Raw genomic sequence first — 26,557 nt, 5'->3', positions numbered from 1 at the left:
CCGTATGGCTGACAAGCTCGAGACTTATCGGAAAAAGCGTCACTTCAACGCGACACCCGAGCCGTCGGGCGCCGAACGTGCCGAGCGTGCCCGAAGCGCGAAGCGCGCAACGCCCGCCCGCGGCGTGGGGCCGGCGCTCTCGTACCTGATCCAGGAACATCACGCGAGACGCCTGCACTACGATTTCAGATTGGAATTGGACGGCACGCTCAAGTCCTGGGCCGTGCCGAAAGGGCCGTGCCTCGATCCGTCGGTCAAGCGGCTTGCTGTGCACGTGGAAGATCACCCCGTGGAATACGGCACCTTCGAAGGCGAAATTCCGCCGGGCAATTACGGCGCGGGAACCGTGATCGTGTGGGACCGCGGCACCTGGGAACCCGCGGGCGGAATCGAGCAGGCGCGCAAAGCCTATGAAGCCGGCAAGCTGAAGTTCACGCTGCACGGCAAGAAGCTCCATGGCGGATGGGCACTCGTTCGCAGCGCGATGCGCGGCAGCGGCGACAAGGAACAATGGCTCTTGATCAAAGAGCGCGACGAGGAGGCGAGGCCCCAGAGCGAGTACGACGTCGTGGCGCAAGAGCCTGGCAGCGCGCTATCGGACGGCGCCGCATCGGGTGAGCGAACGAACGAGAAGACGCTGAAGAAGACGGCGAAGGGGGCGAAAAAGACGCCGAAACGCTCGAAGCAGGGTGACGCGGCGACGGCGGGCACAGGGGGCTTGGCTTTGCCGGCGTCGGCGTCCGCCCCGCACGCTGGCCGTTCGCGATCGGCGCATCCCGATATCGTCGCCACGCGTACGACGCAATCGTTGCGCGAGCTGGCTGTGTCGCCATCGATCGAGGGTGCCGTCAAGGCTCGCCAGCCCGATTCCTTGAAGCCGCAGCTCGCCACCTTGGTCGACGACGTCCCGACGGGCGACGACTGGTCTTACGAAATCAAATTCGACGGCTATCGCACGTTGGCACGCATCGATCGCGGCGACGCGAAGCCGGTTCGAATCTTGACGCGTAGCGGCCTCGACTGGACGGCGAAGTTCAAGCGGCAAGCGCAGGCGTTTGCCGCGCTCGATGTCGAAACGGCCTGGATCGACGGCGAGGCCGTCGTGCTCGACGAACACGGCGTGCCCAGTTTCCAGGCGCTGCAAAACGCGTTCGATGCGAATCGCGGGCAGGACATCGTCATCTTCGCCTTCGATTTACCCTATTTGAACGGCTATGACTTGCGCGACGTTCCGCTCGTCCAGCGGCGTGCCTTGCTGCGTGCCTTGCTAGAAGGATTTGGCGACGACACCATCCGCTTTTCGGAAGATTTCGCGCTCGATCCGCACGACCTGCTGCATAGCGCCTGTGCCATGGCACTGGAAGGCATCGTGGGCAAGCGCTGCGACAGTCGTTATACCTCGACGCGCAGCGGCTCGTGGATCAAGCTGCGCTGTCGCCGCCGGCAGGAGTTCGTGATCGGCGGCTATTCGGAGCCGTCGGGTAGCCGCAGCGGGTTTGGCGCGTTATTGCTGGGCGTTTTCGACGCGCGCGGCAAGCTTCATTACGCGGGGCGCGTCGGCACCGGCTTCGATGCGGCGACGCTGCGCTCGATCAAGCGCGAATTGGATCAGCTGGAATCCGCGCGTTCGCCGTTCGCGGAGCCCCCCGTGGAGCGCAGCCGGACCAAGGTGCATTGGGTACGGCCCGAACGGGTGGCCGAATGCAATTTTTCGGAGTGGACGAGCGAGCGCGTGGTGAGGCAGGCCTCGTTCATTAGTTTGCGCCGCGATAAACCGGCGCGCGAGATCGTTCAAGAGGCGCCTCGCAGTGTCCGCGAAGCAAGCTCGGATGGCGCAACGACGGCGAGCGTAACAGGCCGTCAAGCAAGGACCGCAATGGAAACGCAAACCGACGTAGCAACGAAACGAGCTAACGAGGCTCGCAAGCCGCGCGCCCAATCGCTAAAGGAAGGGGACACCGTAGCGGGTGTACGGATCTCGCATCCCGAGCGCATGATCGACCGATCGATTGCGTTCGCCAAGCGTGACTTGGTGCGCTACTTCGAGCGCATCGCACCGTGGCTGCTGCCTCATGTCAAGGGGCGGCCCGTCGCACTGGTGCGCGCACCGGACGGCATCGAAGGCGAGCTGTTTTTTCAAAAGCACGCTATTCGCCTTTCGATCCCCAACATCACGCAACACGAGGGGCTGGATCCCGGCCATCCGGCGCTCATTACGCTCGATAGCGTAGCGGCGCTCGTGGGCGCCGCCCAAATGGGCACCGTGGAGCTGCACACCTGGAACGCGTTGGCGACAAACATCGAAAAGCCCGATCGTGTCGTGTTCGATCTCGATCCCGATCCGCAGCTCGGATGGGACCGCATGATCGAAGCGGCGCAATTGACGCGCGAGCTGTTGCAAGCACTCGGCCTGCAATCGTGGTGCAAGACGAGCGGCGGCAAGGGGCTGCACGTCGTGGTTCCGTTGGCCCGGCAGGCGGGGTGGGAGGAGGTGAAGGCCTTCGCACAAGCCACCGCTCAACATATGGCCGCGACGCTGCCCGATCGATTCAGCGCGAAGATGGGCGCGCAAAATCGGCGAAGCCGCATTTTCGTCGACTATCTGCGCAACAACCGGGGTTCTAGCACCGTCGCCGCATTTTCTCCACGGGCACGCCCCGGGATGGGCGTTTCGGTGCCGCTTGCGTGGGACGAACTCGCCGAGACCACAGGCGGCGCGCAATGGACGGTCGAAAACGTGCACGAAAGACTCGCGGCGTTGAAGGCCGATCCGTGGGCGGACTATGCGTCGACGAAGCAGCGCATAACGAAAAGCATGCGTCAGCGTCTCGGGATGAAGGGCGATTGAAAACCCGCTAAGCGTCGCGCGATCCGCGTTGCGCAAGAAGCGCGATGGGCGCGCTTCTTGCGCTGTCTTGGGTCTCACGGATTGACTCTAGCGGAGGCACAGATGGCGCAGACGGTAGGCGATTTCATCGTCGAAAGATTGCATCGGTGGGGCGTGCGACGCATGTTCGGCTACCCCGGCGACGGTATCAACGGCGTGTTCGGCGCACTGCGCCGTGCGGAAGGAAAGATCGAATTCGTTCAAGCGCGCCATGAGGAAATGGCCGCGTTCATGGCGAGCGCTCATGCGAAATTCACGGGCGAACTTGGCGTATGCATTGCGACGTCGGGGCCCGGTGCCGCGCATCTCGTCACCGGTCTTTACGATGCGCGGCTCGATCACATGCCGGTGCTCGCAATCTGCGGGCAACAGGCGCGCGCGGCGCTAGGTTCCCATTACCAACAGGAAGTCGATCTCGCGTCGATGTTCAAGGACGTGGCGGGATCTTACGTCCAGCAGGCGAGCGTGCCGGCGCAGGTGCGGCACATGGTCGACCGGGCGGTGCGGATCGCATTGTCGCAACGGCGCGTCACGGCGATCATCTTGCCGAACGATCTGCAAGAACTCGAATACTCGCCGCCGGCGCGCAAGCATGGGACCGCGCATTCGGGCGTCGGTTATTCGCGCCCGCGTATCTTGCCCGAGCCCGCCGACCTCGCGCGAGCCGCCGAGGTGCTCAACGCCGGTAGCCGCGTCGCGATGTTGGTCGGCGCCGGCGCGCTGCACGCGACCGATGAGGTGATCGCCGTGGCGGAACGGTTGCAGGCCGGCGTCGCGAAGGCGCTGCTCGGCAAGGCCGTCGTGCCCGACGATTATCCCTGGGTAACGGGATCGATCGGCTTGCTCGGAACGAAACCGAGTTGGGAACTGATGACGCATTGCGACACCTTCCTCATGATCGGCTCCGGTTTTCCGTATTCGGAATTCTTGCCGAAGGAAGGCGATGCGCGCGGCGTGCAGATCGACATCGGTGCCGATATGTTGAGCTTGCGCTATCCGATGGAGGTCAACCTCGTGGGCGACAGCGCGGAAACGCTACGTGCATTGTTACCGTTGCTCGATCAAAAGACGGAGGAAACCTGGCGCAAGCGCATCGAGGGATGGACGTCGGAATGGTGGCAGACGCTCGATAAGCGCGCGAAAGAACCCGTCAAGCGCGGTGTCAATCCGCAGCGGATTTTTACCGAACTTTCTCCGAAGCTGACCTCGGATGTGATCCTCACGAGCGATTCCGGCTCGTGCGCGAATTGGTACGCACGCGATTTGAAGATTCGGCGGGGCATGATGTGCTCGCTCTCCGGCGGGCTGGCTTCGATGGGGGCGGCCGTGCCGTACGCCATCGCCGCAAAATTCGCGCATTCCGACCGGCCGGTGATTGCGCTCGTGGGCGACGGCGCCATGCAGATGAACAACATGGCCGAACTGATCACGGTGGCCAAGTATTGGCAGCAATGGAAGGACGGGCGCTGGATCTGCATGGTCATGAACAACGAGGATCTGAACCAGGTGACGTGGGAGCAGCGCGTCATGGAGGGCGATCCGAAGTTCGAGGCATCGCAGGATTTGCCGAACGTGCCGTTCCATCGCTTCGCGGAACTGATCGGGCTCAAGGGCATTTACGTCGACACGCCCGAGGCGATCGGCCCGGCATGGGACGAAGCATTGGCCGCGGGCCGGCCGGTGGTGCTGGAAATCAAGACCGATCCCGAGGTGCCGCCGCTGCCGCCGCATATCACGCTGGTGCAGGCGCGCAAGTTTGCGCGAACCCTCATGGAGGGCGACCCCGAAGAGGGCAGCGTGATCGTCAACACGGCCAAGCAGGTGATGGCGTCCGTGCTGCCGGGAAAGAAGGACGATTAGCTGGGTAGCCGCGGACCGCGAGCGTTGGGAACATCGCGCTCGCGGTACCGGGCGGGAAGGCGTTCCTCACCGCAGTTGACGTTGCGTTGCGCGAAATACCGCGAGCAGCCCAACCGCCAGCGCGATTCGCAACGCGGTGACGCGCACCGCGACTTCGCTTCCCGGCTAACGAACCACGCACTGGATGCAGGCGGGGAACCGGATGCGCAAGGTGAGTTCGCGGCCTTGCGAGTGGCGCCCGCATTGCCCGTCACGTGCTGTATTTTCGGTAGGTATCGCCTGTCATGAGCGCTCTTTTGCTGTCCCGCGTGCAATTCGCTTGGGTTATCGCGCTGCACATTTTGCTGCCGGCATTCACGGTGGGCCTTTCCTGCTATATCGCGACTTTGGAGGTGCTCTGGTGGGCCACGGGCCGCGACGTCTACCGGCGGCTTTCGGCGTTTTGGATTCGCATTTTCGCGGTCTCGTTCGGGATGGGGGTGGTGTCGGGCATCGTCATGCCGTTTCAATTCGGAACGAATTGGAGCCGATTCATCGCGGCAACGTCGAGCGTCATCGGTTCGCTGATGGCTTACGAAGTGCTGACCGCCTTTTTCCTCGAATCGGCGTTTCTCGGCGTGCTGCTGTTCGGCCGCAGGCTCGTCCCGCAGTGGGCGCATGTATTGTCGGCGATGCTCGTTGCGCTCGGCACGTTGATGTCGTCGTTCTGGATTCTGGCTGTCAATAGTTGGATGCAGACGCCGAGCGGCTATCGGATCGTGGCCGGCAAGTTCGTGCCGGACAGCATGCTATCGATCATTTTCAATCCCTCGTTTCCGTACCGGTTGGCGCATACGGTGACGGCTTTCCTCGTGACGACGGCTTTTGTCATTCTCGGCGTCGGTGCGCATTACCTGCTTCGCGAGCGTGTACGGGAAGAGGGACGCGTGATGGTGAAGATGGCGCTCTGGTTTCTCGCGATCATGGTGCCGGCTCAAATTGCCATCGGCGACGAGCATGGGCGCAACACGCTCGAATATCAGCCCACCAAGCTCGCGGCGATGGAAGGGCTCTGGGATACGGGCCGGCGCGTACCGGCGAACTTGTTTTCGATTCCCGACGACCGCGAGGAGCGTAACCATTTCGAGGTCTCCATCCCGGTGTTGGGCAGCATCTATTTGACGCATGATCCCAACGGGCTTGTCCATGGGCTCAAGGACTGGCCACGTGCCGATCGGCCGACTGTGCCGATCGTCTTCTTTGCCTTTCACATCATGGTTGGTGTGGCATTGCTCATGCTCGCCGTCGTGATCGGCGGGCTCGTTCTGTGGCCGAAGCGCAGGCTCTATGCGAGCCGACGATGGCTGGCGGTTTGCCGGTGGGCAAGTCCGCTCGGATTCATCGCGGTGCTAGCCGGTTGGACGACGACGGAGGCGGGGCGCCAACCGTGGACCGTATACGGATTGATGAGGACGGCCGATTCGGTCACCCCTTCGCTGACGACGGCGGACGTATCGCTGTCGCTTGCGTTGTATGTGCTCAGCTATGTGTTCATTTTCGGTTCGGGGATCGTGTTGATGGGGCGGCTGCTGCGGCTGGGTCCCGAAGCGGTCGGGACCGTCAAGCCGACGCTGAACCGGCGGGCCGCGCGTCCTTTGTCGGCGGCACAGCATGAGGATGACGACGCGTCGGCGGCGCCGGTAGTTCCGGGGGAAATGGGAGGCAACAATGACGCAGCTTGATTTGGTCCCGCTGTGGGCGGCCATTCTCGGATTCGCCGTGTTGATGTACATCCTATTGGACGGCTTCGATCTGGGTGTCGGCATTCTCTTTTTGCTGCGCAAGAGCGAGGCCGATCGCGATGTGATGATCGCTTCGGCATCGCCTGTTTGGGACTTCAACGAGACTTGGCTCGTGTTGGGCGGCGCGGGGCTGTTGGCTGTTTTCCCGGGGGCGTTCGCGATTATCGTGCCGGCCGTGTACTTTCCGGCGCTGTTGATGTTGTTAGGGCTGATTTTCCGCGGCGTGGCGTTCGAGTTCCGTGGCGTGCCGGGGGCGAACCGGCGAGCGTGGAATGGCGCGTTTGCGTGCGGATCGGTGCTTGCGAGCTTCGCTCAGGGCGTCATTCTCGGCATGTTCATCCAGGGCTTTCGCGAAGCGGGCGGACAGTTCGTCGGAACGAGTTGGGATTGGGTGCGGCCGTTTCCGATTTTCGCGGGCTTTGGGGTGATGGCGGGTTACGCCTTGCAAGGGGCCACGTGGTTGATCATGAAGACCGAGGGGCGTCTTCAGATGTGGGCGCGGCGGGTCGCGCAGCGGGTGATGGTGCTCGTGTTCGTATTCATCGGGGTGGTCAGCGTGGTGACGCCGCTGTTCAGTCCGCGCATTGCGGCGCGTTGGTTCACTTGGCCGAACCTGGCGTTCTTTGCGCCGGTGCCGCTCGTGACGCTCTTGCTGGCCGGGCTGCTCGTTCGCGGGGCGGGGCGCGGGCGCGAGGTGTTGCCGTTCGTCTGTTCGGTGGGCTTGTTCTTTTTGTCGTTCTCGGGGTTGGTGATCAGTCTCTGGCCGATGATCGCGCCGCCGTCCGTGACGCTATGGCAAGCGGCGGCGGCACCGGTGTCGCACGAATTTTTGATGATCGGCACGGCGTTCGTGCTGCCGATCCTGCTGATCTACGTGGTGTGGTCGTATTGGGTATTTCGCGGGAAGGCCGGGGAGCAGGGAGGGTATGGGCACGAGTGAGAAATGCGCGGCGGAATAGGCGGGGACTACCCTGCGGGGGGACCTTGCACCGACTAGACGACTAACGGTCTGAATATTCCGGCGTTTTCTCGTTTGCCTCCGATCGGCATGTACTGTGGCCGCTTAGCAGGTTTTTGCGATCTGCGCCTGCACACCATGGTTAACAAGTCCAGAAGGAGCAACGCCGGCATGCCGATTCCAGCATATATGTGGCTCAAAGACGATGGCGGGGCGGCCATCAGAGGTTCTGTTACCGTCCAGGAGCGCGAAGGCAGTATCGAGGTGGTCGGCTTTAGTCACGGCCTGAATCTGCCGGTGGATAGCCGCTCCGGTCAGATTGTCGGAACGCGCTTGCACGCCCCGATGTGCATCGAGAAGGCGTTCGACGCCTCCAGCCCATACTTCTATAAGGCCGTGGCTACGGGGCAGACGCTGAGATCCGCGGAATTGAAGTGGTACAAGATTAACGATGCAGGTCAGGAGCAGGTGTATTTCATCATGCTGTTGGAAGGGGTGAAAATTGCCGGGATCAATCCAGGAATGACTAACGCAAAGCTGGCTGAAATGTCGGCGCCCAATCACATCGAGTCAATTTCCATTATGTATGAGCGAATCACATGGCATTACACGGATGGAAATGTTAGGTACACCGACTCGTGGGATAACCGATAGCTTCTTGGAGGTACGAATGGCTTTGCAAGGGAAGTTCATTGTAAGCAACGCGCCATTGTCGCCGCTGTCGATATTTGGAATTGGTACATTCATGGCGATCTCCGGCAATGGAATGTATCGAAATCGCGGCGGCTGCACAGCGATCAAGGACAATGGTCCAATACCTGCGGGACGTTACTGGATAGTGGACCGTCCTACAGGGGGGATCGGATCACGCATACAGACCTGGGCGAAGGATGCAGCGAACTCAATAATTGGAACACCCACTAACCATGGGGAGTGGTTTGCGCTCTATCGGGACGATGGCAAGATCGACGATGTCACATGGGTAGACGGCGTCGAGCGGGGCAATTTCCGCCTCCATCCTATCGGCGGAAGAGGGGTGTCACTGGGCTGTATTGCTGTACAAAGCCGCTCGGACTACCAGGCGATTCGACGCGCGTTGTTGCATACCGCCACTGTGCCCGTTCGAAACGGTGATCTCCGCGCATACGGCATGATCGAGGTAATCACCTATGGCAACGCCTGTCCGTAGCTTGCTGATCGGGTTATCCAAGGCGCTGCTTTTTGTCGTCTTGTTCGTATTTTCGATGCGATTCGTCCATACGTATCCGCTGCCGATGCCACCTGACCAGCAGCAAAAATTGTTCTTGATTTCTCAGGAGCTTGAAATTCGCGATCCAGATGACCTCTATCTTTCTGCAGTCGCGATTGTGAATCTGATCGTTGCTTCGATGGAATACGTCTTAATCGCAAAGATCTGGATCTGGATAAAAGTCAAGTGGGGCGTGCGATAGTTTTTCATGCCATTGTCGCGGAACGAAGTGATTGAGAGCGATTGGCGATGACGCAATCGGACTCCATGGTCGTGCAGATATTGCCGGGAATGCGGCATGACAGCTCCCGCGCGCGGGCCGAAACGATGAGGCGTCGTTAAGCCGAAGGTTAGGCCTGCGTTCGACGTGGGCGCGCGTCTTGCGGGGCGTCGAGTCTCCGAGGATCCGGCGCAATGGTACGGAGCCCGTGTTGCTCGACGGCATTGCGATCCTTATGGTTTTGAGGGTCTTGCTGGCGTTCGATGCGATCGCTAGCACGGGCCCCGCTTATGCTCGTCGCGCAGCATGACGGACGATGTGATGGAGCGGAATCATGAAAAAAGTTGTCGTCATTACGGGAGCGGGCGCGGGCGTGGGCCGCGCGTGCGCCGACGAATTCGCCAGGCACGGCTACGATGTCGCATTGCTCTCGCGCGAGCCAGGCCGTTTGCACCGTGCGGCGAACGAAGTGCAAGCGACATACGGCGTGAAAACGCTCGCGCTGCCGACCGACGTTGCCGATGCATCCGCCGTCGAGGCCGCCGCAACGGAGGTCGAGAATAACCTGGGACCGATCGACGTCTGGGTCAATGTAGCCATGGCGACGGTCTTTGCCCCGGTCTCGAAGTTAAGCGCCGAGGAGGTCGAGCGCGGCACCAAGGTGACCTACCTCGGCCAGGTGTACGGAATGATGGCGGCGCTCGCGCGCATGCGGCTTCGGAACCGAGGGACGATCGTCAACGTCGGTTCGGCCTTAGGTTACCGCTCCGTTCCGCTGCAATCGGTCTACTGCGGCGCAAAGTTCGCCATTCGCGGTTTTACCGACGCTCTGCGTTCGGAAATCATTCACGATCGACTCAAAGTCCACTTGACCATGGTCGATTTGCCCGCGGTCAATACCCCTCAGTTCGACTGGGCAGCCAACAAGACGGGCAAGCGGGCGCGTCCCGTGGCGCCCATCTTCCAGCCCGAAGTCGCTGCGCGCGCCATCTACTTTGCGGCGACGCATCGCCGCCGGCAGATTTGGGTCGGCTTTTCCACCGTCAAGGCCATTCTCGCGAACCGCATCGCGCCGGCGCTAATCGATCGGTATCTGGCGCGCAGCGGGTATAGCGGACAGCTCACGAACGAACCGCTCGAAGCCGACGCGCCCAGGAACCTATTCGAGCCGGTACCCGGCGATTTCGGTGCGCACGGTCGATTCGACGACGAGGCCCGCCAACGATGTTGGGAGATGTTTACCGATCGGCATCGAACGCTGCTCTTGGCGATCGTCGGTATCGGCGTGCTGAGTGTTGCTGGGTCGTGGTTGCAAAGGCGAGGCTAGCCCCTTCAGCCGAAGCGTTGAAGACTCACGTATCGTCGGGTACGACAACGAGCGCCCCAAGGGGGATCATCGCCACGTCGACGGAGTCGAGGAGCCTTATTGCTTTACCGGCCCAGAAGATCTGATTAAAGCGTTTCTCGCAGAAGTGACGCGCAGGAGGTCCCCATGAAAACCGCCACCATCCGTATACGCCGCAACACAGCGTCCGCCCTCGCGGAAATGGGCGAACAGTTTGTCAAAGCTTGGCATGAAGGGAAGTCGGACACCGATACGTTCGAGTTCGAGTCGCCCAAGGCGTTGTTCGCCGTGTTGACGCCAAAGCGCTGGGAACTCATCGAGCGGTTGCAGGCACTCGGCGAAAGCAGCCTGCGCGCACTGGCGCGCAACTTGGGCCGCGACGTGAAGCGGGTGCACGAAGATGCTGCCGTATTGCTCGATTGGGGGCTGATCGAGCGGACCGCGAGCGGCAAGCTGCATGTGCCGTACGACAAGATCCATACGGAGTTCGATCTTCTCGCCGCCGCGTGACCGATCACCACGCGGCGGGCACTGCAGCCTCGGTCCATGCCAGCGTTGCCTTGCCGTCACCCGTGCGTGTACCCCTTCGCGGTGCGCTCGAGCGTGAAAACCTGCTCGGCGCGTGTCCCGTTTCGCTCCGGCACGTCCACTGTCCCGTGATACGCCACGCGCCATCCTTCTCGTGTCGCAACGATAGGGACGTTCCCGCCGGGGCGGCTATCCAGGTCGACAAGCCCATCGGGCGGCACGGGAACGTTGTTCTCCAACGTCGCATTCGAGTGGATGACGTTGTCTTGCCACATCGATGCATCGCGTCTGGCTTCCAGCCCTTTGGCATCGGTGTCGACCGTGTCGTCCGACGCGGCCATGCCCGCGTTGTCGACAGAAACGGTCCTGGCGTTCGCGCGTGCAACCGGATCTTCGCTCTCCGCATCCTTCTTCGCACCATGTTCGATCGACGGTAGCACCGCGGGCTCTTTCGCTCCGACCCAACTCGTCGGCGTCTGATGTTTGCCCTTGCCGAACTCGCGCCCTTGCGTCTTCGCGTCGGGCATGTCCCCCGCGGCCGGCGTCTTGGCCGGACTGTTCGCGGCAATTCGATTCTGCTGGGTTTGAGTCGGATTGTTCTGCGCGTTCTCTGCCATCGCTAGCCTCCGAATAGTGAAACCGATTCAGAGTATTCGACGCAACGTCCGTGCCGGATCCCACCGCGCACGGGCGGCCGAGGCTCACAACTCCCCACGCGCACGCAACGCCGCGATCCGATCCGCGGTCCGACACGCAATGGCTTGTATCGTCAACGAGGGATTGACCCCGCCCACCGTCGGAAAGACCGAGCCGTCGCAAATCCAAAGGTTGGGAATGTCCCAACTGCGGCAGTCGGCATCGACCACGCTCGTCTCCCGATCGTCGCCCATCCGTGCAGTGCCGTTGAGGTGGCAGGTGTCGTCTTCTTGACGCCATACCTCTTTGGCGCCCGCGGCTTCCAATGCGGTACTCATAAAATCGAGCGCGTGCTTGACGAGCCGTTTGTCGTTATCGCAAGGCGAGTGGGTGATGCGCGCAATCGGCAATCCGTAGGCATCTTTCTCGTCGGCAAGCGTGACACGGTTCATCTCTTGCGGAAGCGTTTCGCCAACGATCTTCAGCCCCGCTTGATGGTTGTACTTCTCCATTTCGTGATGCAATGCGTCGCCCCACAGGCCTCGGCCGGTTTGCACCGCGGCCCAAGCATTCGGCAGCGGCCCTTGGCTCATGTAGCAGTAGCCGCCGTGAAAGTCCTTGCCTTCGTCCGTATAGTTCCAATGCTCCGTCATAGCAAGCGAAGGCGGGCCCTTGTACCAGCGGATTTCTTCATCCATCAAGCCCCACACGGCCTGGTTCGCTTGCACCATCAGGTTCTTGCCCACGAGCCCCGAGCGGTTCGCGAGGCCATCGGGGAAGCGCGGCGTTGCCGACATCAACAGCAGCCGTGGGGTCTCGATGGCGTAGCCCGCCACCACCACGTTGCGCGCGCGCTGAAACTGCCAGCGGCCTTCGCGGAAATACTCGACGCCCGTCGCTCGGTCGTTTTCGTCGACGGCCACCCTGCCGACCATCGCCAAATCGCGGATTTCCGCTCCCGCTTTTACGGCGCGCGGAATCCAAGTCACTAGCGCGCTTTGCTTCGCGTTGGTCGCACACCCGGCCACGCAAAATCCACGATAGACGCAGGGATGCGCTTTGCCCCGCGGCGCGGAGATCGTGGCCAGCGGCGTCGGGCTCCAAGGGATGCCGAGCGCCTCGCAACCGCGCGCGAGCACGAGTGCCGCCGCATTCAGTTCATGGGCGCGATAGGGGTAACGAGGCCGATGCGGGCCCCAAGGATAATTGACCGGGCCCGAGATCTTCAGCGCATCTTCCACGTAGCTGTAGTAACGCCACATCTCGCGCCAATCGATCGGCCAATCCGCGCCGTAGCCGAGCGCGCTGCGCGACTTGAACCATTCGGGCCGGAAGCGCAGCGAGACCATCGCGAAGTGCACCGTGCTGCCGCCCACCGCTTTACCGCTATTGTTGCTGCCCATCTTGAGCGGTTGCTCGCCGTCGCAAATGCGTTCGTCGGTCCAATAGAGTTTTGCTTGATGCGTCTCGTCGGAAGCGAACTCTTCCAGCGGTCGCCACCATGCGCCGGCATCGAACGCCACGACGCGAAAGCCCTGTTCGGCCAGACGGCAGGCCAGTGTGCCGCCGCCCGCGCCGGTCCCGACAATCGCGAAATCCACCGCTTCGTCTTGCGGATATTCGCGCATCGGTATCCAGCCGCCCACCGTGAATACGTCAGGCGCCCGCCCGTGCTTGCCGCGCGGGGTATGCATGGCATCATCGCGCACGGCGATTCTCCTTGTGTGCGCGTGCTTCGTCTCCGGGATGCGCTTCGGCTGCCTCCCAGGGGTCGCGGCGGTTCGCCTGCATGCGCACGTAGCCGCGCGGGTTCGCCGGGCCGCCGAAGCCGATCTCGTTCCACGAGTGCGGATGCGAGTAGTAAGCGGCGACGATATCGTGCAGCGCGCGCAGTTCGAAGAAGACATCGGACGGCATGCCCTGCCACGCGGCATCTTTCAGTTCGCCGCGCTGCATGCGCTCGACGAGCGCGCGTTGGCACGCTTCGTCGATATCGGCGAAGCCTGTTTGGTGGGCGTTGCGACTTTCGACGTCGAGCGCGGCCAGGCCGATGCACCAGGCGTCGCGCAGCGGCGGCAGGCGTGCGTCGCGGTAGCCGTCGCGGCTATCGTCGGCCAGCGTCGTATCGACCAGCGCCGCGACCGGGACGAGCGGATCGGCCCAGCGCACGTTATCGCCGCCCTGATCCGAGCGCAGCGTGTCGCTGTCCGAAACAGCGTTGCACGAATGCGGCACGAGTACCGCGCATAACGCGCTCAACACACGCCATTGGGCATCGTTGAAAAAGCGCGGCATGTTGCGTTGGGCGAGCCGCGCATCGATGACATCGCGCGTCACGTCGTCCCACGATGGCGTGTCGCGTTTGAGCAGAACGTCGTAGCCGGGATACCGGGAAGCGGAGGACGATGGAGGAGGGCTCATTTCTCGGTGTCTCTCAAACGCAAGGCGGCGAGGCCGGCTGTCGCAAGTGCGGTGAAGCTCGGCGGCGCCGGCAGCGGCGGGCCGCTCAAGACGTTTTGCGACCAATTGCGCCAGCCGCCGCGTTGGCGCGCCACGCCGCGAATGTGGAAGCCGACGCCGATCGCCCCGAGTGCCGCCGTCGCGCGCAGCCAGAGCCGGGTCCACCAGTTCGGCCGGGGCGGGGCGAGCGCGGCGCGTGCAAGCAGGAGCGCCGCGATCGGCGGCACGGTCACGGGCGCGTACATCGCGCGGTGTTGAAACGCACCGCGAAAATGCAGCAAGGCGACCTCGCCGACCGTGCCGGCCATGCCTACGGCCGCAAGCAGCGCCAACGCCTTGCCGGCAGGCATGCCCAGCAACCGGGGATCGTGCGCGGGTTCGTCCCGCAACCGTTCGCCGACAGCCCCTAGCGCGCCCGAGAGCAGCAGCGCTGCCGGTGCGCCGAGGGGCGCGCCGTAAAAAAGGTTGTGCCAACTGAAACGGCCCGGACGTTTCGTCACGTTGTAGAGATGGAAACCGGTGCCGGCGATGCCCACGCCGGCGGCGGCCAGATAGATCGCATTGCGGATGCGATGACGGCTACCGAGATGATCGGCGCCGCCATGAATGCCGGCGGCGAGCGAGAGTGCGCCCACAACGAGCGGCGTGTACATCGCAGGATTTTCGAACGAGCCGCGATAGTGTTCGACAGCGGAATCCGTCAATGCCGACCAGGCGAGCAGCGCCGAGCTGCGATTGAAGGCACGCGCCGCGTGAATGTGCGCATCGACGCGAGCGCCCGGGCCGACGGATCGTAGGGCTCGAGCAGCGAGCGTACGCTTGCTGTCATGAGACGAAGCAGCCTTCAACAAGGCCGCCGCGGCTGCGGCGCCCGCCGCGACGCCCAAGGCTGCGACAATCCCGCTGGCGGTACGATTCGTCGGCATCTGTCTCGCGTCTCCCTTCAAAGTGCGTACGGCCCAGCATCGGCGCGCTTGAACTCGAGTCCACAGCCGGGGCGGGCGAGATCGGGCGCGATGGTGCCGTGCTCCGCTTTCGGCGCGCCGTCGAACAACATCGATTCGATGCGCACGTGATCGTGAAACCATTCGATATGGCGCAGACGCGGTGCTGCCGCGGCCAGATGACGATGCAATGCCGGCGCGCAGTGCGCCGAGAGCGGAATGTGCCAGGCGTCGCATAGCTGCGCCGCTTGCATGAATCCGGTTACGCCGCCGCAGCGTGTGGCGTCGGCTTGCAGCACGTCTACCGCCTGCGCTTCGAGCATTCGGCGAAAATCGTCGCCCGTGTAGGCGTACTCGCCCGCCGCGATATCCATTGTCGGCGGCGCGGCGTCGCGCACGATGCGCATGCCCGCCAAATCGTCGGATGAAACCGGCTCTTCGAACCAGACCACGCCTTGGTCGACAAAGCGCTCGGCGCATTGCAACGCGCCGTTGACCGTGAGGGCGCCGTTCGCATCGACGAATAACGCCGCGTCGCCGATCGCCGATCGGGCCGCTTGCACGCGCTGGGGATCGCGCGCCGGGTCCGCGCCGATTTTCATTTTGACGGCGGTGCAGCCGTCTACATCCACCCAATGCGCGAGCTGATCGCGCAATGTCGCATCGTCGTAGCTCGTGAAGCCGCCGCTCCCGTAGATCGGCACGCGTTCGCGCAACGGGCCGCCGATCAGCCGCACGAGCGGCACGCCGAGCAACTTCGCGTTGAGGTCCCACAGCGCGAAATCGAGTGCGGAAATGGCATTCGCGCATAGCCCGGAGCGGCCGATATTGCGCACGCGCCGCCATAAGCGTTGCGTCAGCGCCGCGAGCGATCCCGCATGTTCGTGCAGTAGGACCGGCGCGAGCGTGTCGCGGATCAGCGCCGTCGCGCTGGCGTCGGTATAGGTGTAGCCGAGCCCCGAGCAGCCGTCGGCTTCGATGTCGACGACGACCAGCGTTGTCGATGTCCATTCGAAAGTGCCGTCCGCTTCGGGCGCATCGGTCGGAATCTTGTAGGCGCGCGCGCGCACCGCCGAAATCGGCGCGGTATCGCGCGCGTCGGGCAGGTGCAAACGAGAGGTGGCAGCGGACGTCATCGTCATGTGCAACGGGTCGGACAGGCTGGGGTGGATGTGGCTTCGCCGGCGAGCGTCATGCCGGCGCCAGGCTCGACAGAGAAATCAGCAAACGCTATGCCGCATCCTGCCAGCCGCCGCCGAGCGCCTTATAGAGTGCGACGAGATCCGTTTCGACCTGCGTCTGCGCTTGTACGAATTGCGCCTGCACTTGCGACAATTGACGTTGCGCGTCCAACACCGCGATGAAGCTTACGAAACCCTTGGCGTAGCGTTCGCGTGCAAGCTCGAACGCACTGCGTTGCGTCGTGACAGCTGTGGATAGCGCATCGCGATGCGAGAGATCGGTGCGATAGACGGCGAGCGCGTTGTCGACATCGCGCAGTGCGACGAGCACTGCCTGGCGATACGCGAGCGCGGCTTGCGCTTGACGCGCGTTCGCCATGTGCAGATTCGCGACGAGCGCGCCGCCTTGGAAGATCGGCAATGAAATGGCCGGTCCGAACGAGTAGAACAAGTGCGACCACCGCGTAAGGTCGGAAGCGTTCGACGCCCGCGTGCCGATCTGTCCCGTCAACGTCAGGTCGGGATAGAACTGCGCCACGGCCACCCCCACGCCAGCCGTCGCCGCATGCAGTTGGGCTTCGGCCTGACGTACGTCGGGCCGCCTGCGCGCGAGCGTCGATGGCAGGCCCACGGCGATGCTTGGGGGCAAGGCCGGCAACGGTTCATGCTGCATGAGTTGCGCGTCGAGCGCGCCGGGCTCGGCGCCCACGAGCAGCGCGAGCGCGTTGCCGGCCTGGACGATTTGACCGTCGAACGGCGCGACGTTGGCCTGTGCCTGCGCGAGCGCGGCCGCCGCTTGCTTGACATCGAGCGCGCTTGCCAGCCCGACGCTCGCTTGGCTTTTCGTCAACGCGAGCGTATCGCGGGCATCGTCGACAAGATGCTCGGCGATATCGCGCGAAGCTTGCGCCCCGCGCAATTGCAGGTATGTTTGCGCGACTTCGGCTTCGAGCGACAGCAAGGCATCGTTGCGGCTCTCGCGCGCCGCATCGACGTTAGCGGCAGCCGCTTCGACGGAGCGGCGCACGCGCCCGAACAGATCGAGTTCCCAGGAGGCGTCGAAACCGGCTTGCCAAAGGTTGATCGGCGAGGTGATGCGGTCTAACAGATCGTCGGCTTGCTTTTGCACGGCGGGACCCGACCCGGGCGCAATCGCATCGATCGGCGAGTTGGGCGCGCCTAGCCGATCGACCTGACCATACACGCCGTTCGATTGCAACATGCCTTTCAGCCCGAGTTGCTCGCGGCGATAGCTCGCGCTGGCGCGCAGATTCGGCAAGCCTTTCGCAGCGGTCGATTGCAGTTGCAAGCGGGCCTCGACGATGCGCAAGACGGCTTGCTGCAAGTCGAGATTGCCGGCGCGAGCCTGCGCGATCAGCGTGTCGAGCGTCGTGTCGTGAAAGGCACGCCACCATCGCGGATCGGGATCGCTATCGACGACGACGGCAGGCGCGGATGCGCCTTGCGTGGGGTTCGCCGCGCTTGCTGCGTCAGAGCGCGGATCCGCTGGCCGATCGAGATCGTGCCAAGTCTGCGGCACATGGGCTTGCGGCGGATGATAATCGGGACCGACAGTGCAAGCGGCCAACGCGCATGACAGCAGCACCGGGCCGAGCGACTTGACGAGGCGTTGCGGTGCGCGCCGCTGTCCATTCGCTGGAAGCGAAGAAGCCCGGGTCGGCATGTCAATGCCCTCCCGCGCCGCCCGCGGCTTTCACGGGCGAGAAGAAAAACATGAGCGGCACGCAACACGCGCACAGCACGGCGAGCATCGCGAAGACGTCGATATAGGCGAGGATCGTCGCTTGCGAGACGAACGTTTGGTACATCATGCCGTTCGCCGTCTTCAGCGCCTGTGCCTGCGGTTGTCCCATCGTCGACGCGATCGTCTCGGCGCGGGCATTCAGTGCGTCGGTGAAATTGCTCGAGAGCGGCGTCATATGCGAGGCCAGATGCGCCATGCGCGCTTGGGCACGCTCGCGGACCAAGGCCGTGGAGACCGAGATGCCGATCGACCCCGCGACATTGCGAAACATCGTGAAGAGTGCCGACGCGTCGTTGTTCAGGTCTCTCGGCACGCTCAAATAGGCGAGTGCTGTCGTCGGCACGAATAGGCACCCGATCGCGAACGATTGCGCACTGCGCATCATCGTCAAGGTCGTATAGTCGATGTCGGGCGTGAGGGTGTGCGCGTACGCGAGCGCCGCGGCCAGCAAGGCGAACCCTAGGCCGATGAAGAACCGCGTTTCGATGTGCGGCATCATCTTGCCGATGATCGGGATTTCGAGCGTGATGAGCAACGCCCCCGGCGACAGGACTAAACCCGCTAGCGTCGCGGTATAGCCGAGCCGCGTCTGTGCCAGCTGCGGGATCAGCACGGCGCTGCCATACAGCACCATCGCGAACGCGCCGATCGCCACGCAGCCCAGCGCGAAGTTGCGGTCCCGTAGCGGCGCGAGGCGAACCACCGGCTTGCTCGTATAGGTCAGCCATACGGCCGCGCCCGCGAGCCCGACTGCCGCCAGCGCCGCAAACACGCGGATGAAAGGCGAGCCGAACCAGTCTGCGTCTTCGCCGCGATCGAGCATGACTTGCAGGCTGCCGAGGCCGACGGCGAGTAAGCCGATACCGATGTAGTCGATCGACAGTTTCTCGTTCTTCGTTCGCGCCCACGGCGGATCGTCGACGAGTTGCAGGACACCGAGCGTCGTGACGATTCCGACCGGGACGTTGAGCAAGAACACCCATCGCCAGGAGAAATGGTCGGTGATCCATCCGCCAAGCGTCGGGCCGAGCACGGGCGCGACGACGATCGCTACCGCGGAGATCGAAAACGCGCGCGAGCGTTGCGCGGGCGGAAAAGTGTCGAGGATGATCGATTGCTGATTCGGTTGCAGGCCGCCGCCGAAAAAACCTTGAAGGATCCGGAACACGATGAGTTCGCCCAGATTCGTGGCGATGCCGCACAGGAACGAACAGACGGTGAACGCGCCGATGCACAGCAAGAAGTAGCGTTTGCGGCCGAGCAGTCGAGCGAAAAACGCCGAGATCGGCAAGACGATGCCGTTGGCGACGAGGTAGGACGTGAGCGTCCACGTGGCTTGATCGTAGCTGGCCGACATCGTGCCGGCGATATGCGGCAGCGCGACGTTGACGATCGTCGTATCGAGCACTTCCATGAAGGCAGCCAGCGTCACGACGACGGCGATCAGCCAGGGATTCGCGCGGGGGTGCCAGTTTTCGTTCGCCATGGATCGATCGATGCGCTTGCGTTACTTGAGGTACACGGTCGGCTCGACGGACAGACCGAGCGGCAGCGGATGATCGGTCGGCATGCCGCTGTCGATGACGATCTTGACGGGCACACGCTGCACGATCTTGACGAAATTACCGGTTGCGTTCTCGGCCGGGAACGCCGAGAAGCGCGAGCCGCTGCCTTGCTGAATGCTGTCGACGTGGCCATGCAATGTCAGGTTGGGGTAAGCATCGACATCGATCGACACGTTGTCGCCGGGGCGGATTCGGTCGAGCTGCGATTCCTTGTAGTTCGCCGTCACCCACATTTGCGGCGTCACGATCGAGAACAGCGACGCCCCGGGCTGTAGGTAGGTGCCGAGTTGCACGTTGCGGCGCGTGATCCAACCGTCGGCGGGCGCGCGCACCTCGCACCAGGCGAGATTCAATTGCGCTTGCTCCAGTTTGGCGCGCGCCTGATCGACCTGCTGCCGGCGCTCCTCGACGGCGGCGGACGCTTGTCGAATCTGCTGTTGAACGAGCGAAGCGGTGGCGAGCTGCGCCTGCGCTTGTTTGACGGACGCGCGGGCGGACGCTTCTTTCGCGTCGGCCGCGTCGATGCTTTGTTGCGACGTGGCACGCGCATCGACGTGGTGTTCGCGATCGTATGAAGCCTGCGCCTGCCGCAGATCGGCGCGAGCGGACGATGTCTGCGCTTGGGCCTGTCGATATTCGGCCGGGTAGCGGATGCGCGCGATATCGAGTTGGATCTGAGCGGTTTGTAATTGCGCCAAGGCGAGCCCGAGTTGTGCGCGCGCATCGTCGACTTGTGCGCGATACTCGCGCGGGTCGATTTCGACAAGTACATCGCCCCGATGGACGTAAATATTGTCGTTGACGCCGAGCTTGACGACATAGCCCGCCACCTTTGGCGCAATCGTAATGGCGTTACCGTCGGTATAGGCGTCGTCGGTGCTTTCTTGATTGCGCGTCATAAACCACCAGACCGATGCCACGATCGCGAGCAGGACGATGACGATGGCCAAGACGATCAACGGCTTCTTGCTGCGCGATTTGCGATTGCCTTGGCTTTCGGCAATGCCATTGCCATTGCCATTGCTGTCGTGCGCTTCATGACGTTGGTCGCCATCGCTGCGATCGCGGCGTCGATCTTCAGGCTTGTCTTCGTGTGCGGAGGGAGGGGATTCGGACATAAGAGGTCGCCATCACGAACTATGGGACCGGTTCGCAAACCGCATACCCGACGCTCGGCATTCGAAGCTCGCTTGTAAATCCGATACGTCCCCGGCCGCAAAACCGCTGATTCGCCCGCGGTGCGGACCGGGCATAGCCTTTGCGCCGCAACGCTCGTTTTCAAGCTCGATGCAAGGGGGATACCCATGACGAATGCAAGCGGTCAACCACCTAGCGAAAAGAACCACGAAGAAGAGCGGATCGATCACGGCGTGGACGAGACCTTTCCCGCGAGCGATCCACCGGCAGTGGGCGGGGCGACGCGGATCGACCCGGATCGACCCAACCCGGATCGGCCCCACAAGCCGGGCGAAGGCGGGTCGAGCGAGGACGGCGGCGGCAGCGACGATACGCCAAGCCAAGGCTCGAAGGGCAGCGGGCGGAACCCGACGGGAGAAAGCGACAACGGCTTGAGCGGCATTGCAGGCTAAGCGCGTGACGCAGAACGACACGGCACCATGAGCGCCGCCCCGCTTCAATATCTGGTGCACGCGGCCGGGCCGGCTTCGGCGCCGGCCTATCGGCTCGGCTGGGCACTGATCGCGCTCGTGGTCACGGTCATGGTCGTCATCGCGCTCTTGCTCGTCGGGGCCTTGATTCGGCGCCGGCCTGCCTTGCCGAGCGCCGCGCAGGGCAAGCTCCCTGCCGACGCGGGCGGGCTGAATTGGCTCGTGATCGGCACCGGCGTCTCGTCGGTCGCGCTGTTTGCCGCGCTGGTCTACGCGATGACCACGCTTCAGTCCGTCGCGTCTGCTCCCCGCGAGCCGCCATTGACGATCGACGTGACCTCGTACGACTGGTGGTGGAAGATCGACTATCCCGACGCGGCGGATCCGTCGCGCGAATTCGTGACCGCGAACGAGATTCATATTCCGACCGGCGTACCCGTGCGCGTCGAGCTGCGCAGTGCGGATGTCATTCATACATTTTGGGCCCCGCAACTGGCCGGCAAAACCGAAATGATCCCGGGCCAGACGAATGTGCAATGGATCGAGGCGGACACCCCGGGTGTCTATCGCGGGCAGTGCTCTCAGTTTTGCGGCGCGCAGCATGCGCACATGGCATTCGAGGTGGTGGCTGAGCCGCAAGCGCAATTCGAGGCGTGGCGCGAAGCGCAACGGCGCGGTGCGCAACCTTTGAGCACGCCCGATGCGCGCGCGGGCCAGCGTCTCTTCGAAGAGCGATGCGCCGGCTGCCATTCGGTGCGCGGAACGTCGGCGGCGGGGATGCAGGCGCCCGATCTGACCCATCTCGCGTCCCGGCGCTTGATCGCGGCGGGGCAGATGACGAACACCGCCGAGCACCGGCTCGATTGGATCGAGCACGCTCAGCGTATCAAGCCCGATTCGTTGATGCCGTCGATTGCGTTGTCCGCCTCCGAGGCGGCGTCGCTCTCGGCGTACCTGTCCACTTTGCAGTGAGCGAGGAACGATGTCAGAGACGCCCGTATCCGCCTTGCCCGGCGATCCGCCGGGGACCGTGAGGCTTGCGCGCCCCTTGCGACGCGGCATGCTCGACGAGAACGGCAAGGCCCGGCTGCATGAACTGTGGGAGACGCGCCCCGGTTGGCGCGGCTGGCTCTCGACGGTCGATCACAAGACGATCGGCCTGCGCTATCTCGTGACGGCCTTCCTGTTCTTGCTGATCGGCGGGATCGAGGCGCTCATCATGCGCGTGCAACTTGCGCGTCCGAACGCGGCCGTTTTGACACCGGAGCAATACGATCAGCTCTTCACGATGCACGGCGTGACGATGATCTTCCTTTACGCGCTGCCCGTGCTGTCCGGATTTTCGAACTACTTGTGGCCGCTCGTGCTGGGCGGCCGCGATATGGCGTTTCCCCGCCTCAATGCATTTTCGTACTGGGTGTTCTTGTTCGCGGGGCTCTTTCTCTATGCGAGTTTTCCCCTGGGCCAAGGCGCGGATGCCGGCTGGTTCAATTACGTGCCGTTGTCGAGCCTCACCTACGATCCCGGCCCGAACATCGACGTCTATGCATTGGGGATGATCTTGCTCGGCGTATCGACGACGGTCGGCGCCGCCAATTTCGTGGTCACGCTGCTGCGCATGCGCGCCGCGGGCATGTCGATCGACCGCATTCCGGTGCTCGTATGGGGCACGCTCACGATTTCGGTCGGTAATCTATTTGCGGTGCCGTCGGTGAGCTTGGCGTTCCTCATGCTGTGGCTCGATCGGCGGATCGGCACGCACTTCTTCGACGTAACGGGGGGCGGGGGACGTGCGCTGCTTTGGCAGCATTTGTTCTGGGTCTTCGCGCATCCGTGGGTCTATGTCGTCGTGTTGCCGGCCATGGGGATCGTCTCGGATGCGCTGCCCGTGTTTTGTCGGCGTCCGCTAGTCGGCTATGGGCCGGTCGCGATTTCGACGGTGGCGACGATGGTCATCGGCTTCGTCGTGTGGATTCACCATATGTTCGCGACAGGCATTCCCCCGTTGGCGTTGGCGTTCTTCGGCTCGGCCAGCATGATCATTTCGATTCCGAGCGCGGTCGCGACCTTCGCGTGGATCGCGACGATTTGGCTCGGGCGGCCCGTGTTCCGAGCGCCGTTCTTGTTCTTCGCGGGCTTCGTGTTGCTGTTCGTGATCGGGGGCGTATCGGGCGTCATGACGGCCGCTGTTCCGCTCGATTGGCAACTGACGGATACGTACTTCGTCGTGGCGCATCTGCACTACGTCTTGATCGGCATCAACGTGTTTCCGGTCGTGGGCGGCATCTACTTCTGGTTTCCGAAATTCACCGGACGCATGATGAGCGAACGGCTGGGCAAGATCGCGTTCTGGCTCATGTTCGTGGGCTTTAACCTCGGTTTCTTCCCGATGCATATCGCGGGATTGCTCGGGATGCCGCGCCGCATCTATACGTATGCGCCGGACATGGGCTGGAACACGGTCAATATGCTCTCGTCGATCGGCTCGTTCGTGTTCGCGTTCGGGATACTCGTGTTTCTCGTCGATGTTTGCTACAGCCTCAAACGTGGGCCGGCGGCCGGCAGCAACCCTTGGGATGCGCCGTCGCTCGAATGGTCGGTGCCTTCGCCGCCGCCGCCCTATAACTTCGCAGTCCTACCGATCGTCGCCAGTCGGCATCCGCTTTGGGAAGCGCGCATGGAGGAAGAGGCCGACAAGCCGGTGGGCGCGCGTTCCCACCTCGACGAAGGCTACCTCCTCGGCCAGGGGCGCGAAGCGTTGGGCACGACCGCATTGAGCGGCAAGCCGTACGTGATCTTGAAAATGCCCGAGGATTCGTACGCGCCGTTCTTGCTGGGCGTGTTCTCGGCGCTCTTTTTCGCCGCGCTCGCGATGCAATGGTGGGGTGCCGCGCTGGCGACGATCGCGGCCTGCGGCGTGTCGATCGCCGTCTGGTTATGGCCGAAGCGTGCGTTGGTGCAGCGCGAACCCAGTACACCGGTGCCGATGGAGGAAGGTTGAGATGCCCCGTCTCCCACGCTCGCCTCACGCGCTGCCTCCCGATCCGGCGCTCGATGCGCTCGGCGGCGGTGCCGGGCACGCCGAGCGCGAAGATGCGCAAGCGGTCTTGCTGCATCCCGCCGATGCACTGCCGGTGGGCAGCGCGGGCGAACGCGCCAGCGGGCTGCTCGGCTGTCTCATGTTGATCGCGACCGAGGCGTCGCTGTTCGGTTACCTGATTTTTTCGTATCTGTACCTGGCCGTGCAGCAGACGCATCACTGGCCGCCCGAAGGTTTGCCTAGGCTCGGGCTGTCGTCCGTCAATACCGCGATTCTCGTGTCGAGCAGCGTCTTCGCGTGGCTTTGCGAACGGTTCGTACGCCGCGCCCGCAAGCGGTGGGCGGCGGCGTCGATGGCCGTGGCGGTCGTGCTCGGCGTCGTCTTCGTCGGCATTCAATTGCACGAGTGGCACGACCATCCTTACGGCATGACGTCGCACCTGTACGGATCGCTGTATTTCACGATCACGGGGTTTCACTTAGCCCACGTGCTCGTGGGCATCGTCGTGCTCGTGCTGCTCGGCTGGTGGACGGCGCTCGGCTACTTCGACGAACGGCGTCACGCGGCGCTCACGATCGGCAGCTTGTATTGGCACTTCGTGGACGTCGTGTGGCTGTTCATCTTTACGACACTGTATTTGACGCCTTATTGGTTATAGGGGCTGCGTAGATGCAAGCGAATCGCGCCGGCCGCGGCGAACCCGTTTCGGTTTTGATGTTGACGATCGGCGTGTTGGCCGCGCCGGCCGCTTGGCTGCTGCAGATCTGCGCGGGCGAAACCATCGTTGCCCATACGTGCTTTCCGCACGATATGCCGCTGCGCGTACCGCTGTCGTCGGCGATCGGCTGGAGCGTCGTCGGCGTGAGCGGGATGACGCTGATCGTCGGTGCGCTCGGTACTTGGCTCGCGTGGCGTAACTGGCGTCGCTTGAATCGAGCGGGGCACCGCCAAACGCCCGCAACCGTCGATACGAAAGTCGAGGGCGAAGCATTCGTTGCCCGGGTCGGCTTGATGGCGAGCGGGTTGTTTTTGTTCGCGCTGGTCGCGACCGATGTGGCGACCGGGCTCGTGTCGGCATGCATGTGAAACCTTGAATCGATGACGAGGCGCTTATGGTCTTCGGCTTGCGCGTTCGATGGCTTCGGTGGGGTATCGCGACGTGCGCATTCGTGTGCGCTAGCGCGTGGCCGCTGTCGAGCCGAGCCGACGGCGCGGCCGACGCGGCGCTCGTCGCGCGCGGTGCTTATCTGGCGAAGCTGGCCGATTGCGCGGGATGCCACACGAATGCGCCGACTGGCCAGCCGCCTAAGCCTCAAGCGCCGTTCGCGGGCGGGCTGCCGATGGGCTCGCCGTTCGGCACGATATGGACGAGCAACATCACGCCGGACCCGGTGTTCGGCATTGGCCGCTACACCTACGACGACTTCGAACGAGCGGTGCGAGAAGGGGTCGCGCCGGGCGGCAAGCGGTTGTACCCGGCCATGCCGTTTCCTTCGTTCTCGAAGATCAGCGACGACGACATGCACGCGCTTTACGCGTATTTCATGCATGGCGTTAAGCCCGTTGCCTCGCGGGTGCCCGAAACGAAGCTGCCGTTTCCGTTCGATCAACGCTGGGGGCTGGCCGTTTGGGACGAGCTGTTCGCCCCTCACGAGCGCTTCGGCCCACGGACCGATCGCAGCGCCGAGTGGAATCGCGGGGCCTATCTCGTGCAGGGGCTGGGCCATTGCGGTGCGTGCCATACGCCGCGCGGTCCGGCCTACGAGGAGCGGGGCTTGAGCGACGGCGATCCGCTCTACCTAACGGGTGGCACGAACGACCATTGGTATGCGCCGAATTTGACCGGCGATCCCGATTCGGGGTTAGGCGGATTGTCCGCGGACGATATCGCCGCGTTCCTCGCGCACGGTCATGGCCGCGGTTTATCGGCGTTCGGCAGCATGGTAGAGGTGATCGAAGACAGCGGGCAATACATGAGCGCCGACGATCTGCGCGCGATTGCAACGTACTTGAAGACACTGCCTGCGCGCGCCAAAAGCGGCCACGTCGATACCGATCCGGCCCGCAACGCCGCGACTGTCGATGTCCTGCGCACGGGCTCGATCGAGTATCCGGGGGCGGGTATCTACAACGCGTATTGCGCGCGTTGCCACCAGGCAGACGGACGGGGGCAGCCCGGGAAGTACCCGCGCCTGGCCGGGAACCCGATCGTCGTTGCACCGCAAGCGACTTCGCTCATTCGCCTGCTGCTCGACGGCAGCCGCAGCGCCGAGACGCAGGGCGGCCCCAAACCGCAGCGTATGCCGTCGTTCGTCGGCAAGCTGGACAGCACCGAGATGGCGCGCGTCCTGACGTTTATCCGAAACGCTTGGGGTAACGAGGCGAAGCCCGTGGCACCCGTGCAAGTGGAAAGGATGCGCGAGACGCTGCATCGATAGAGGCGGTGGCATGGCCGTTGCGGGCAGAAGGACTCGCGCGCCGATGATGGCTTGGGTGCGCATGGCCCAGCCAGGGCGTGAGCAATGTCACAC

23 protein-coding genes and 1 pseudogene are annotated in these 26,557 nt (G+C 63.4%); 16 read left to right on the top strand and 8 right to left on the bottom strand.

What is annotated here, in order from left to right; translation table 11 throughout:
• Window positions 1–4 precede the first annotated feature (4 nt).
• The 10 genes from ligD (at window position 5) to ACTHN9_RS27175 (ending at window position 10,810) form a co-directional block, all read left to right on the top strand.
• Window positions 5–2,848 (top strand): DNA ligase D, encoded by a 2,844-nt coding sequence (gene ligD / locus ACTHN9_RS27220; protein ID WP_440539927.1) that lies wholly within the window; start codon window positions 5–7, stop codon window positions 2,846–2,848.
• A gap of 102 nt (window positions 2,849–2,950) precedes the next feature.
• On the top strand, window positions 2,951–4,747 hold the full coding sequence (locus ACTHN9_RS27215) for a thiamine pyrophosphate-requiring protein (protein ID WP_440539926.1): 1,797 nt from the start codon (window positions 2,951–2,953) through the stop codon (window positions 4,745–4,747).
• A 284-nt stretch (window positions 4,748–5,031) separates the two neighbouring features.
• Window positions 5,032–6,468 carry a cytochrome ubiquinol oxidase subunit I gene (locus ACTHN9_RS27210; RefSeq protein ID WP_440539925.1) on the top strand — a complete coding sequence of 479 codons (1,437 nt, stop codon included), beginning with the start codon at window positions 5,032–5,034 and terminating at the stop codon, window positions 6,466–6,468.
• Window positions 6,455–7,468 carry a cytochrome d ubiquinol oxidase subunit II gene (locus tag ACTHN9_RS27205; RefSeq protein ID WP_440539924.1) on the top strand — a complete coding sequence of 338 codons (1,014 nt, stop codon included), beginning with the start codon at window positions 6,455–6,457 and terminating at the stop codon, window positions 7,466–7,468. The genes ACTHN9_RS27210 and ACTHN9_RS27205 overlap by 14 nt, the downstream gene beginning before the upstream one ends.
• Window positions 7,469–7,657: 189 nt before the next feature.
• Window positions 7,658–8,140, top strand: coding sequence for a type VI secretion system tube protein TssD (gene tssD, locus ACTHN9_RS27200; RefSeq protein WP_440539923.1), 483 nt, complete (start codon window positions 7,658–7,660; stop codon window positions 8,138–8,140).
• A 16-nt stretch (window positions 8,141–8,156) separates the two neighbouring features.
• Window positions 8,157–8,675 carry a DUF2778 domain-containing protein gene (locus tag ACTHN9_RS27195; protein ID WP_440539922.1) on the top strand — a complete coding sequence of 173 codons (519 nt, stop codon included), beginning with the start codon at window positions 8,157–8,159 and terminating at the stop codon, window positions 8,673–8,675.
• Entirely contained in the window at window positions 8,656–8,937 is a 282-nt protein-coding gene (locus tag ACTHN9_RS27190; RefSeq protein WP_440539921.1) for a hypothetical protein, read from the top strand. Before ACTHN9_RS27195 ends, ACTHN9_RS27190 begins: the two co-directional genes overlap by 20 nt.
• Before the next feature lie 352 nt (window positions 8,938–9,289).
• Window positions 9,290–10,282: an SDR family oxidoreductase gene (locus ACTHN9_RS27185; protein WP_440539920.1), complete on the top strand. Its 993-nt coding sequence runs from the start codon at window positions 9,290–9,292 to the stop codon at window positions 10,280–10,282.
• Entirely contained in the window at window positions 10,248–10,451 is a 204-nt protein-coding gene (locus ACTHN9_RS27180) for a toxin-antitoxin system TumE family protein (RefSeq protein WP_440539919.1), read from the top strand. The genes ACTHN9_RS27185 and ACTHN9_RS27180 overlap by 35 nt, the downstream gene beginning before the upstream one ends.
• Window positions 10,448–10,810: an HVO_A0114 family putative DNA-binding protein gene (locus ACTHN9_RS27175; RefSeq protein ID WP_440539918.1), complete on the top strand. Its 363-nt coding sequence runs from the start codon at window positions 10,448–10,450 to the stop codon at window positions 10,808–10,810. The genes ACTHN9_RS27180 and ACTHN9_RS27175 overlap by 4 nt, the downstream gene beginning before the upstream one ends.
• 56 nt (window positions 10,811–10,866) lie before the next feature.
• Here ACTHN9_RS27175 and ACTHN9_RS27170 read toward each other — a convergent pair whose 3' ends face one another.
• From ACTHN9_RS27170 to ACTHN9_RS27135, 8 genes are all read right to left on the bottom strand, one after another.
• A complete protein-coding gene (locus tag ACTHN9_RS27170) occupies window positions 10,867–11,445 on the bottom strand; it encodes a DUF3005 domain-containing protein (RefSeq protein WP_440539917.1) in 579 nt (192 codons plus the stop codon).
• Between the two features lie 84 nt (window positions 11,446–11,529).
• Entirely contained in the window at window positions 11,530–13,173 is a 1,644-nt protein-coding gene (locus ACTHN9_RS27165) for a GMC family oxidoreductase (protein ID WP_440539916.1), read from the bottom strand.
• Window positions 13,163–13,885 (bottom strand): gluconate 2-dehydrogenase subunit 3 family protein, encoded by a 723-nt coding sequence (locus ACTHN9_RS27160; RefSeq protein WP_440539915.1) that lies wholly within the window; start codon window positions 13,883–13,885, stop codon window positions 13,163–13,165. Before ACTHN9_RS27160 ends, ACTHN9_RS27165 begins: the two co-directional genes overlap by 11 nt.
• Window positions 13,882–14,850: a hypothetical protein gene (locus tag ACTHN9_RS27155; RefSeq protein WP_440539914.1), complete on the bottom strand. Its 969-nt coding sequence runs from the start codon at window positions 14,848–14,850 to the stop codon at window positions 13,882–13,884. The genes ACTHN9_RS27160 and ACTHN9_RS27155 overlap by 4 nt, the downstream gene beginning before the upstream one ends.
• Window positions 14,851–14,867: 17 nt before the next feature.
• Window positions 14,868–16,004 (bottom strand): enolase C-terminal domain-like protein, encoded by a 1,137-nt coding sequence (locus ACTHN9_RS27150; protein WP_440539944.1) that lies wholly within the window; start codon window positions 16,002–16,004, stop codon window positions 14,868–14,870.
• Between the two features lie 94 nt (window positions 16,005–16,098).
• Entirely contained in the window at window positions 16,099–17,733 is a 1,635-nt protein-coding gene (locus ACTHN9_RS27145) for an efflux transporter outer membrane subunit (protein ID WP_440539913.1), read from the bottom strand.
• A 1-nt stretch (window position 17,734) separates the two neighbouring features.
• Window positions 17,735–19,300 carry a DHA2 family efflux MFS transporter permease subunit gene (locus ACTHN9_RS27140; RefSeq protein ID WP_440539912.1) on the bottom strand — a complete coding sequence of 522 codons (1,566 nt, stop codon included), beginning with the start codon at window positions 19,298–19,300 and terminating at the stop codon, window positions 17,735–17,737.
• A gap of 21 nt (window positions 19,301–19,321) precedes the next feature.
• A complete protein-coding gene (locus tag ACTHN9_RS27135) occupies window positions 19,322–20,497 on the bottom strand; it encodes an HlyD family secretion protein (RefSeq protein ID WP_440539911.1) in 1,176 nt (391 codons plus the stop codon).
• Between the two features lie 78 nt (window positions 20,498–20,575).
• On the opposite strand from ACTHN9_RS27135, the pseudogene ACTHN9_RS27130 reads away from it, so the two are divergent.
• The 6 genes and pseudogenes from ACTHN9_RS27130 to ACTHN9_RS27105 form a co-directional block, all read left to right on the top strand.
• Window positions 20,576–20,857 (top strand): annotated as a pseudogene (locus ACTHN9_RS27130) (hypothetical protein); the annotation flags it as partial.
• 138 nt (window positions 20,858–20,995) lie between these two features.
• Complete coding sequence (coxB, locus tag ACTHN9_RS27125; protein ID WP_440539910.1) at window positions 20,996–21,958, top strand: cytochrome c oxidase subunit II; 963 nt, start codon at window positions 20,996–20,998, stop codon at window positions 21,956–21,958.
• Window positions 21,959–21,968: 10 nt separating this feature from the next.
• Entirely contained in the window at window positions 21,969–23,987 is a 2,019-nt protein-coding gene (gene ctaD, locus ACTHN9_RS27120; RefSeq protein WP_440539909.1) for a cytochrome c oxidase subunit I, read from the top strand.
• A 1-nt stretch (window position 23,988) separates the two neighbouring features.
• Window positions 23,989–24,684 (top strand): cytochrome c oxidase subunit 3, encoded by a 696-nt coding sequence (locus tag ACTHN9_RS27115; RefSeq protein WP_440539908.1) that lies wholly within the window; start codon window positions 23,989–23,991, stop codon window positions 24,682–24,684.
• An 11-nt stretch (window positions 24,685–24,695) separates the two neighbouring features.
• Entirely contained in the window at window positions 24,696–25,112 is a 417-nt protein-coding gene (locus tag ACTHN9_RS27110; protein ID WP_440539907.1) for a hypothetical protein, read from the top strand.
• Window positions 25,113–25,138: 26 nt separating this feature from the next.
• The gene (locus ACTHN9_RS27105) at window positions 25,139–26,464 is read left to right on the top strand and encodes a c-type cytochrome (protein ID WP_440539906.1); all 1,326 of its coding nucleotides are present in this window, start codon (window positions 25,139–25,141) and stop codon (window positions 26,462–26,464) included.
• Window positions 26,465–26,557 lie beyond the last annotated feature (93 nt).

It is taken from the genome of Trinickia sp. (assembly GCF_051953405.1).
GTDB lineage: Bacteria > Pseudomonadota > Gammaproteobacteria > Burkholderiales > Burkholderiaceae > Trinickia.
This window is presented reverse-complemented; position numbering and strand designations above follow the sequence as displayed.

Bases quoted from the DNA above. Each gene is read 5' to 3' on its own strand.
- ACTHN9_RS27140 (WP_440539912.1), bottom strand. From the start codon at position 19,300: ATGGCGAACGAAAACTGGCACCCCCGCGCGAATCCCTGGCTGATCGCC.
- ACTHN9_RS27215 (WP_440539926.1), top strand. From the start codon at position 2,951: ATGGCGCAGACGGTAGGCGATTTCATCGTCGAAAGATTGCATCGGTGG.
- coxB (WP_440539910.1), top strand. From the start codon at position 20,996: ATGAGCGCCGCCCCGCTTCAATATCTGGTGCACGCGGCCGGGCCGGCT.
- ACTHN9_RS27160 (WP_440539915.1), bottom strand. From the start codon at position 13,885: ATGAGCCCTCCTCCATCGTCCTCCGCTTCCCGGTATCCCGGCTACGAC.
- ACTHN9_RS27105 (WP_440539906.1), top strand. From the start codon at position 25,139: ATGGTCTTCGGCTTGCGCGTTCGATGGCTTCGGTGGGGTATCGCGACG.
- ACTHN9_RS27195 (WP_440539922.1), top strand. From the start codon at position 8,157: ATGGCTTTGCAAGGGAAGTTCATTGTAAGCAACGCGCCATTGTCGCCG.
- ACTHN9_RS27185 (WP_440539920.1), top strand. From the start codon at position 9,290: ATGAAAAAAGTTGTCGTCATTACGGGAGCGGGCGCGGGCGTGGGCCGC.
- ACTHN9_RS27170 (WP_440539917.1), bottom strand. From the start codon at position 11,445: ATGGCAGAGAACGCGCAGAACAATCCGACTCAAACCCAGCAGAATCGA.
- tssD (WP_440539923.1), top strand. From the start codon at position 7,658: ATGCCGATTCCAGCATATATGTGGCTCAAAGACGATGGCGGGGCGGCC.
- ACTHN9_RS27145 (WP_440539913.1), bottom strand. From the start codon at position 17,733: ATGCCGACCCGGGCTTCTTCGCTTCCAGCGAATGGACAGCGGCGCGCA.
- ctaD (WP_440539909.1), top strand. From the start codon at position 21,969: ATGTCAGAGACGCCCGTATCCGCCTTGCCCGGCGATCCGCCGGGGACC.
- ACTHN9_RS27115 (WP_440539908.1), top strand. From the start codon at position 23,989: ATGCCCCGTCTCCCACGCTCGCCTCACGCGCTGCCTCCCGATCCGGCG.
- ligD (WP_440539927.1), top strand. From the start codon at position 5: ATGGCTGACAAGCTCGAGACTTATCGGAAAAAGCGTCACTTCAACGCG.
- ACTHN9_RS27110 (WP_440539907.1), top strand. From the start codon at position 24,696: ATGCAAGCGAATCGCGCCGGCCGCGGCGAACCCGTTTCGGTTTTGATG.
- ACTHN9_RS27175 (WP_440539918.1), top strand. From the start codon at position 10,448: ATGAAAACCGCCACCATCCGTATACGCCGCAACACAGCGTCCGCCCTC.
- ACTHN9_RS27150 (WP_440539944.1), bottom strand. From the start codon at position 16,004: ATGACGTCCGCTGCCACCTCTCGTTTGCACCTGCCCGACGCGCGCGAT.
- ACTHN9_RS27190 (WP_440539921.1), top strand. From the start codon at position 8,656: ATGGCAACGCCTGTCCGTAGCTTGCTGATCGGGTTATCCAAGGCGCTG.
- ACTHN9_RS27205 (WP_440539924.1), top strand. From the start codon at position 6,455: ATGACGCAGCTTGATTTGGTCCCGCTGTGGGCGGCCATTCTCGGATTC.
- ACTHN9_RS27155 (WP_440539914.1), bottom strand. From the start codon at position 14,850: ATGCCGACGAATCGTACCGCCAGCGGGATTGTCGCAGCCTTGGGCGTC.
- ACTHN9_RS27135 (WP_440539911.1), bottom strand. From the start codon at position 20,497: ATGTCCGAATCCCCTCCCTCCGCACACGAAGACAAGCCTGAAGATCGA.
- ACTHN9_RS27210 (WP_440539925.1), top strand. From the start codon at position 5,032: ATGAGCGCTCTTTTGCTGTCCCGCGTGCAATTCGCTTGGGTTATCGCG.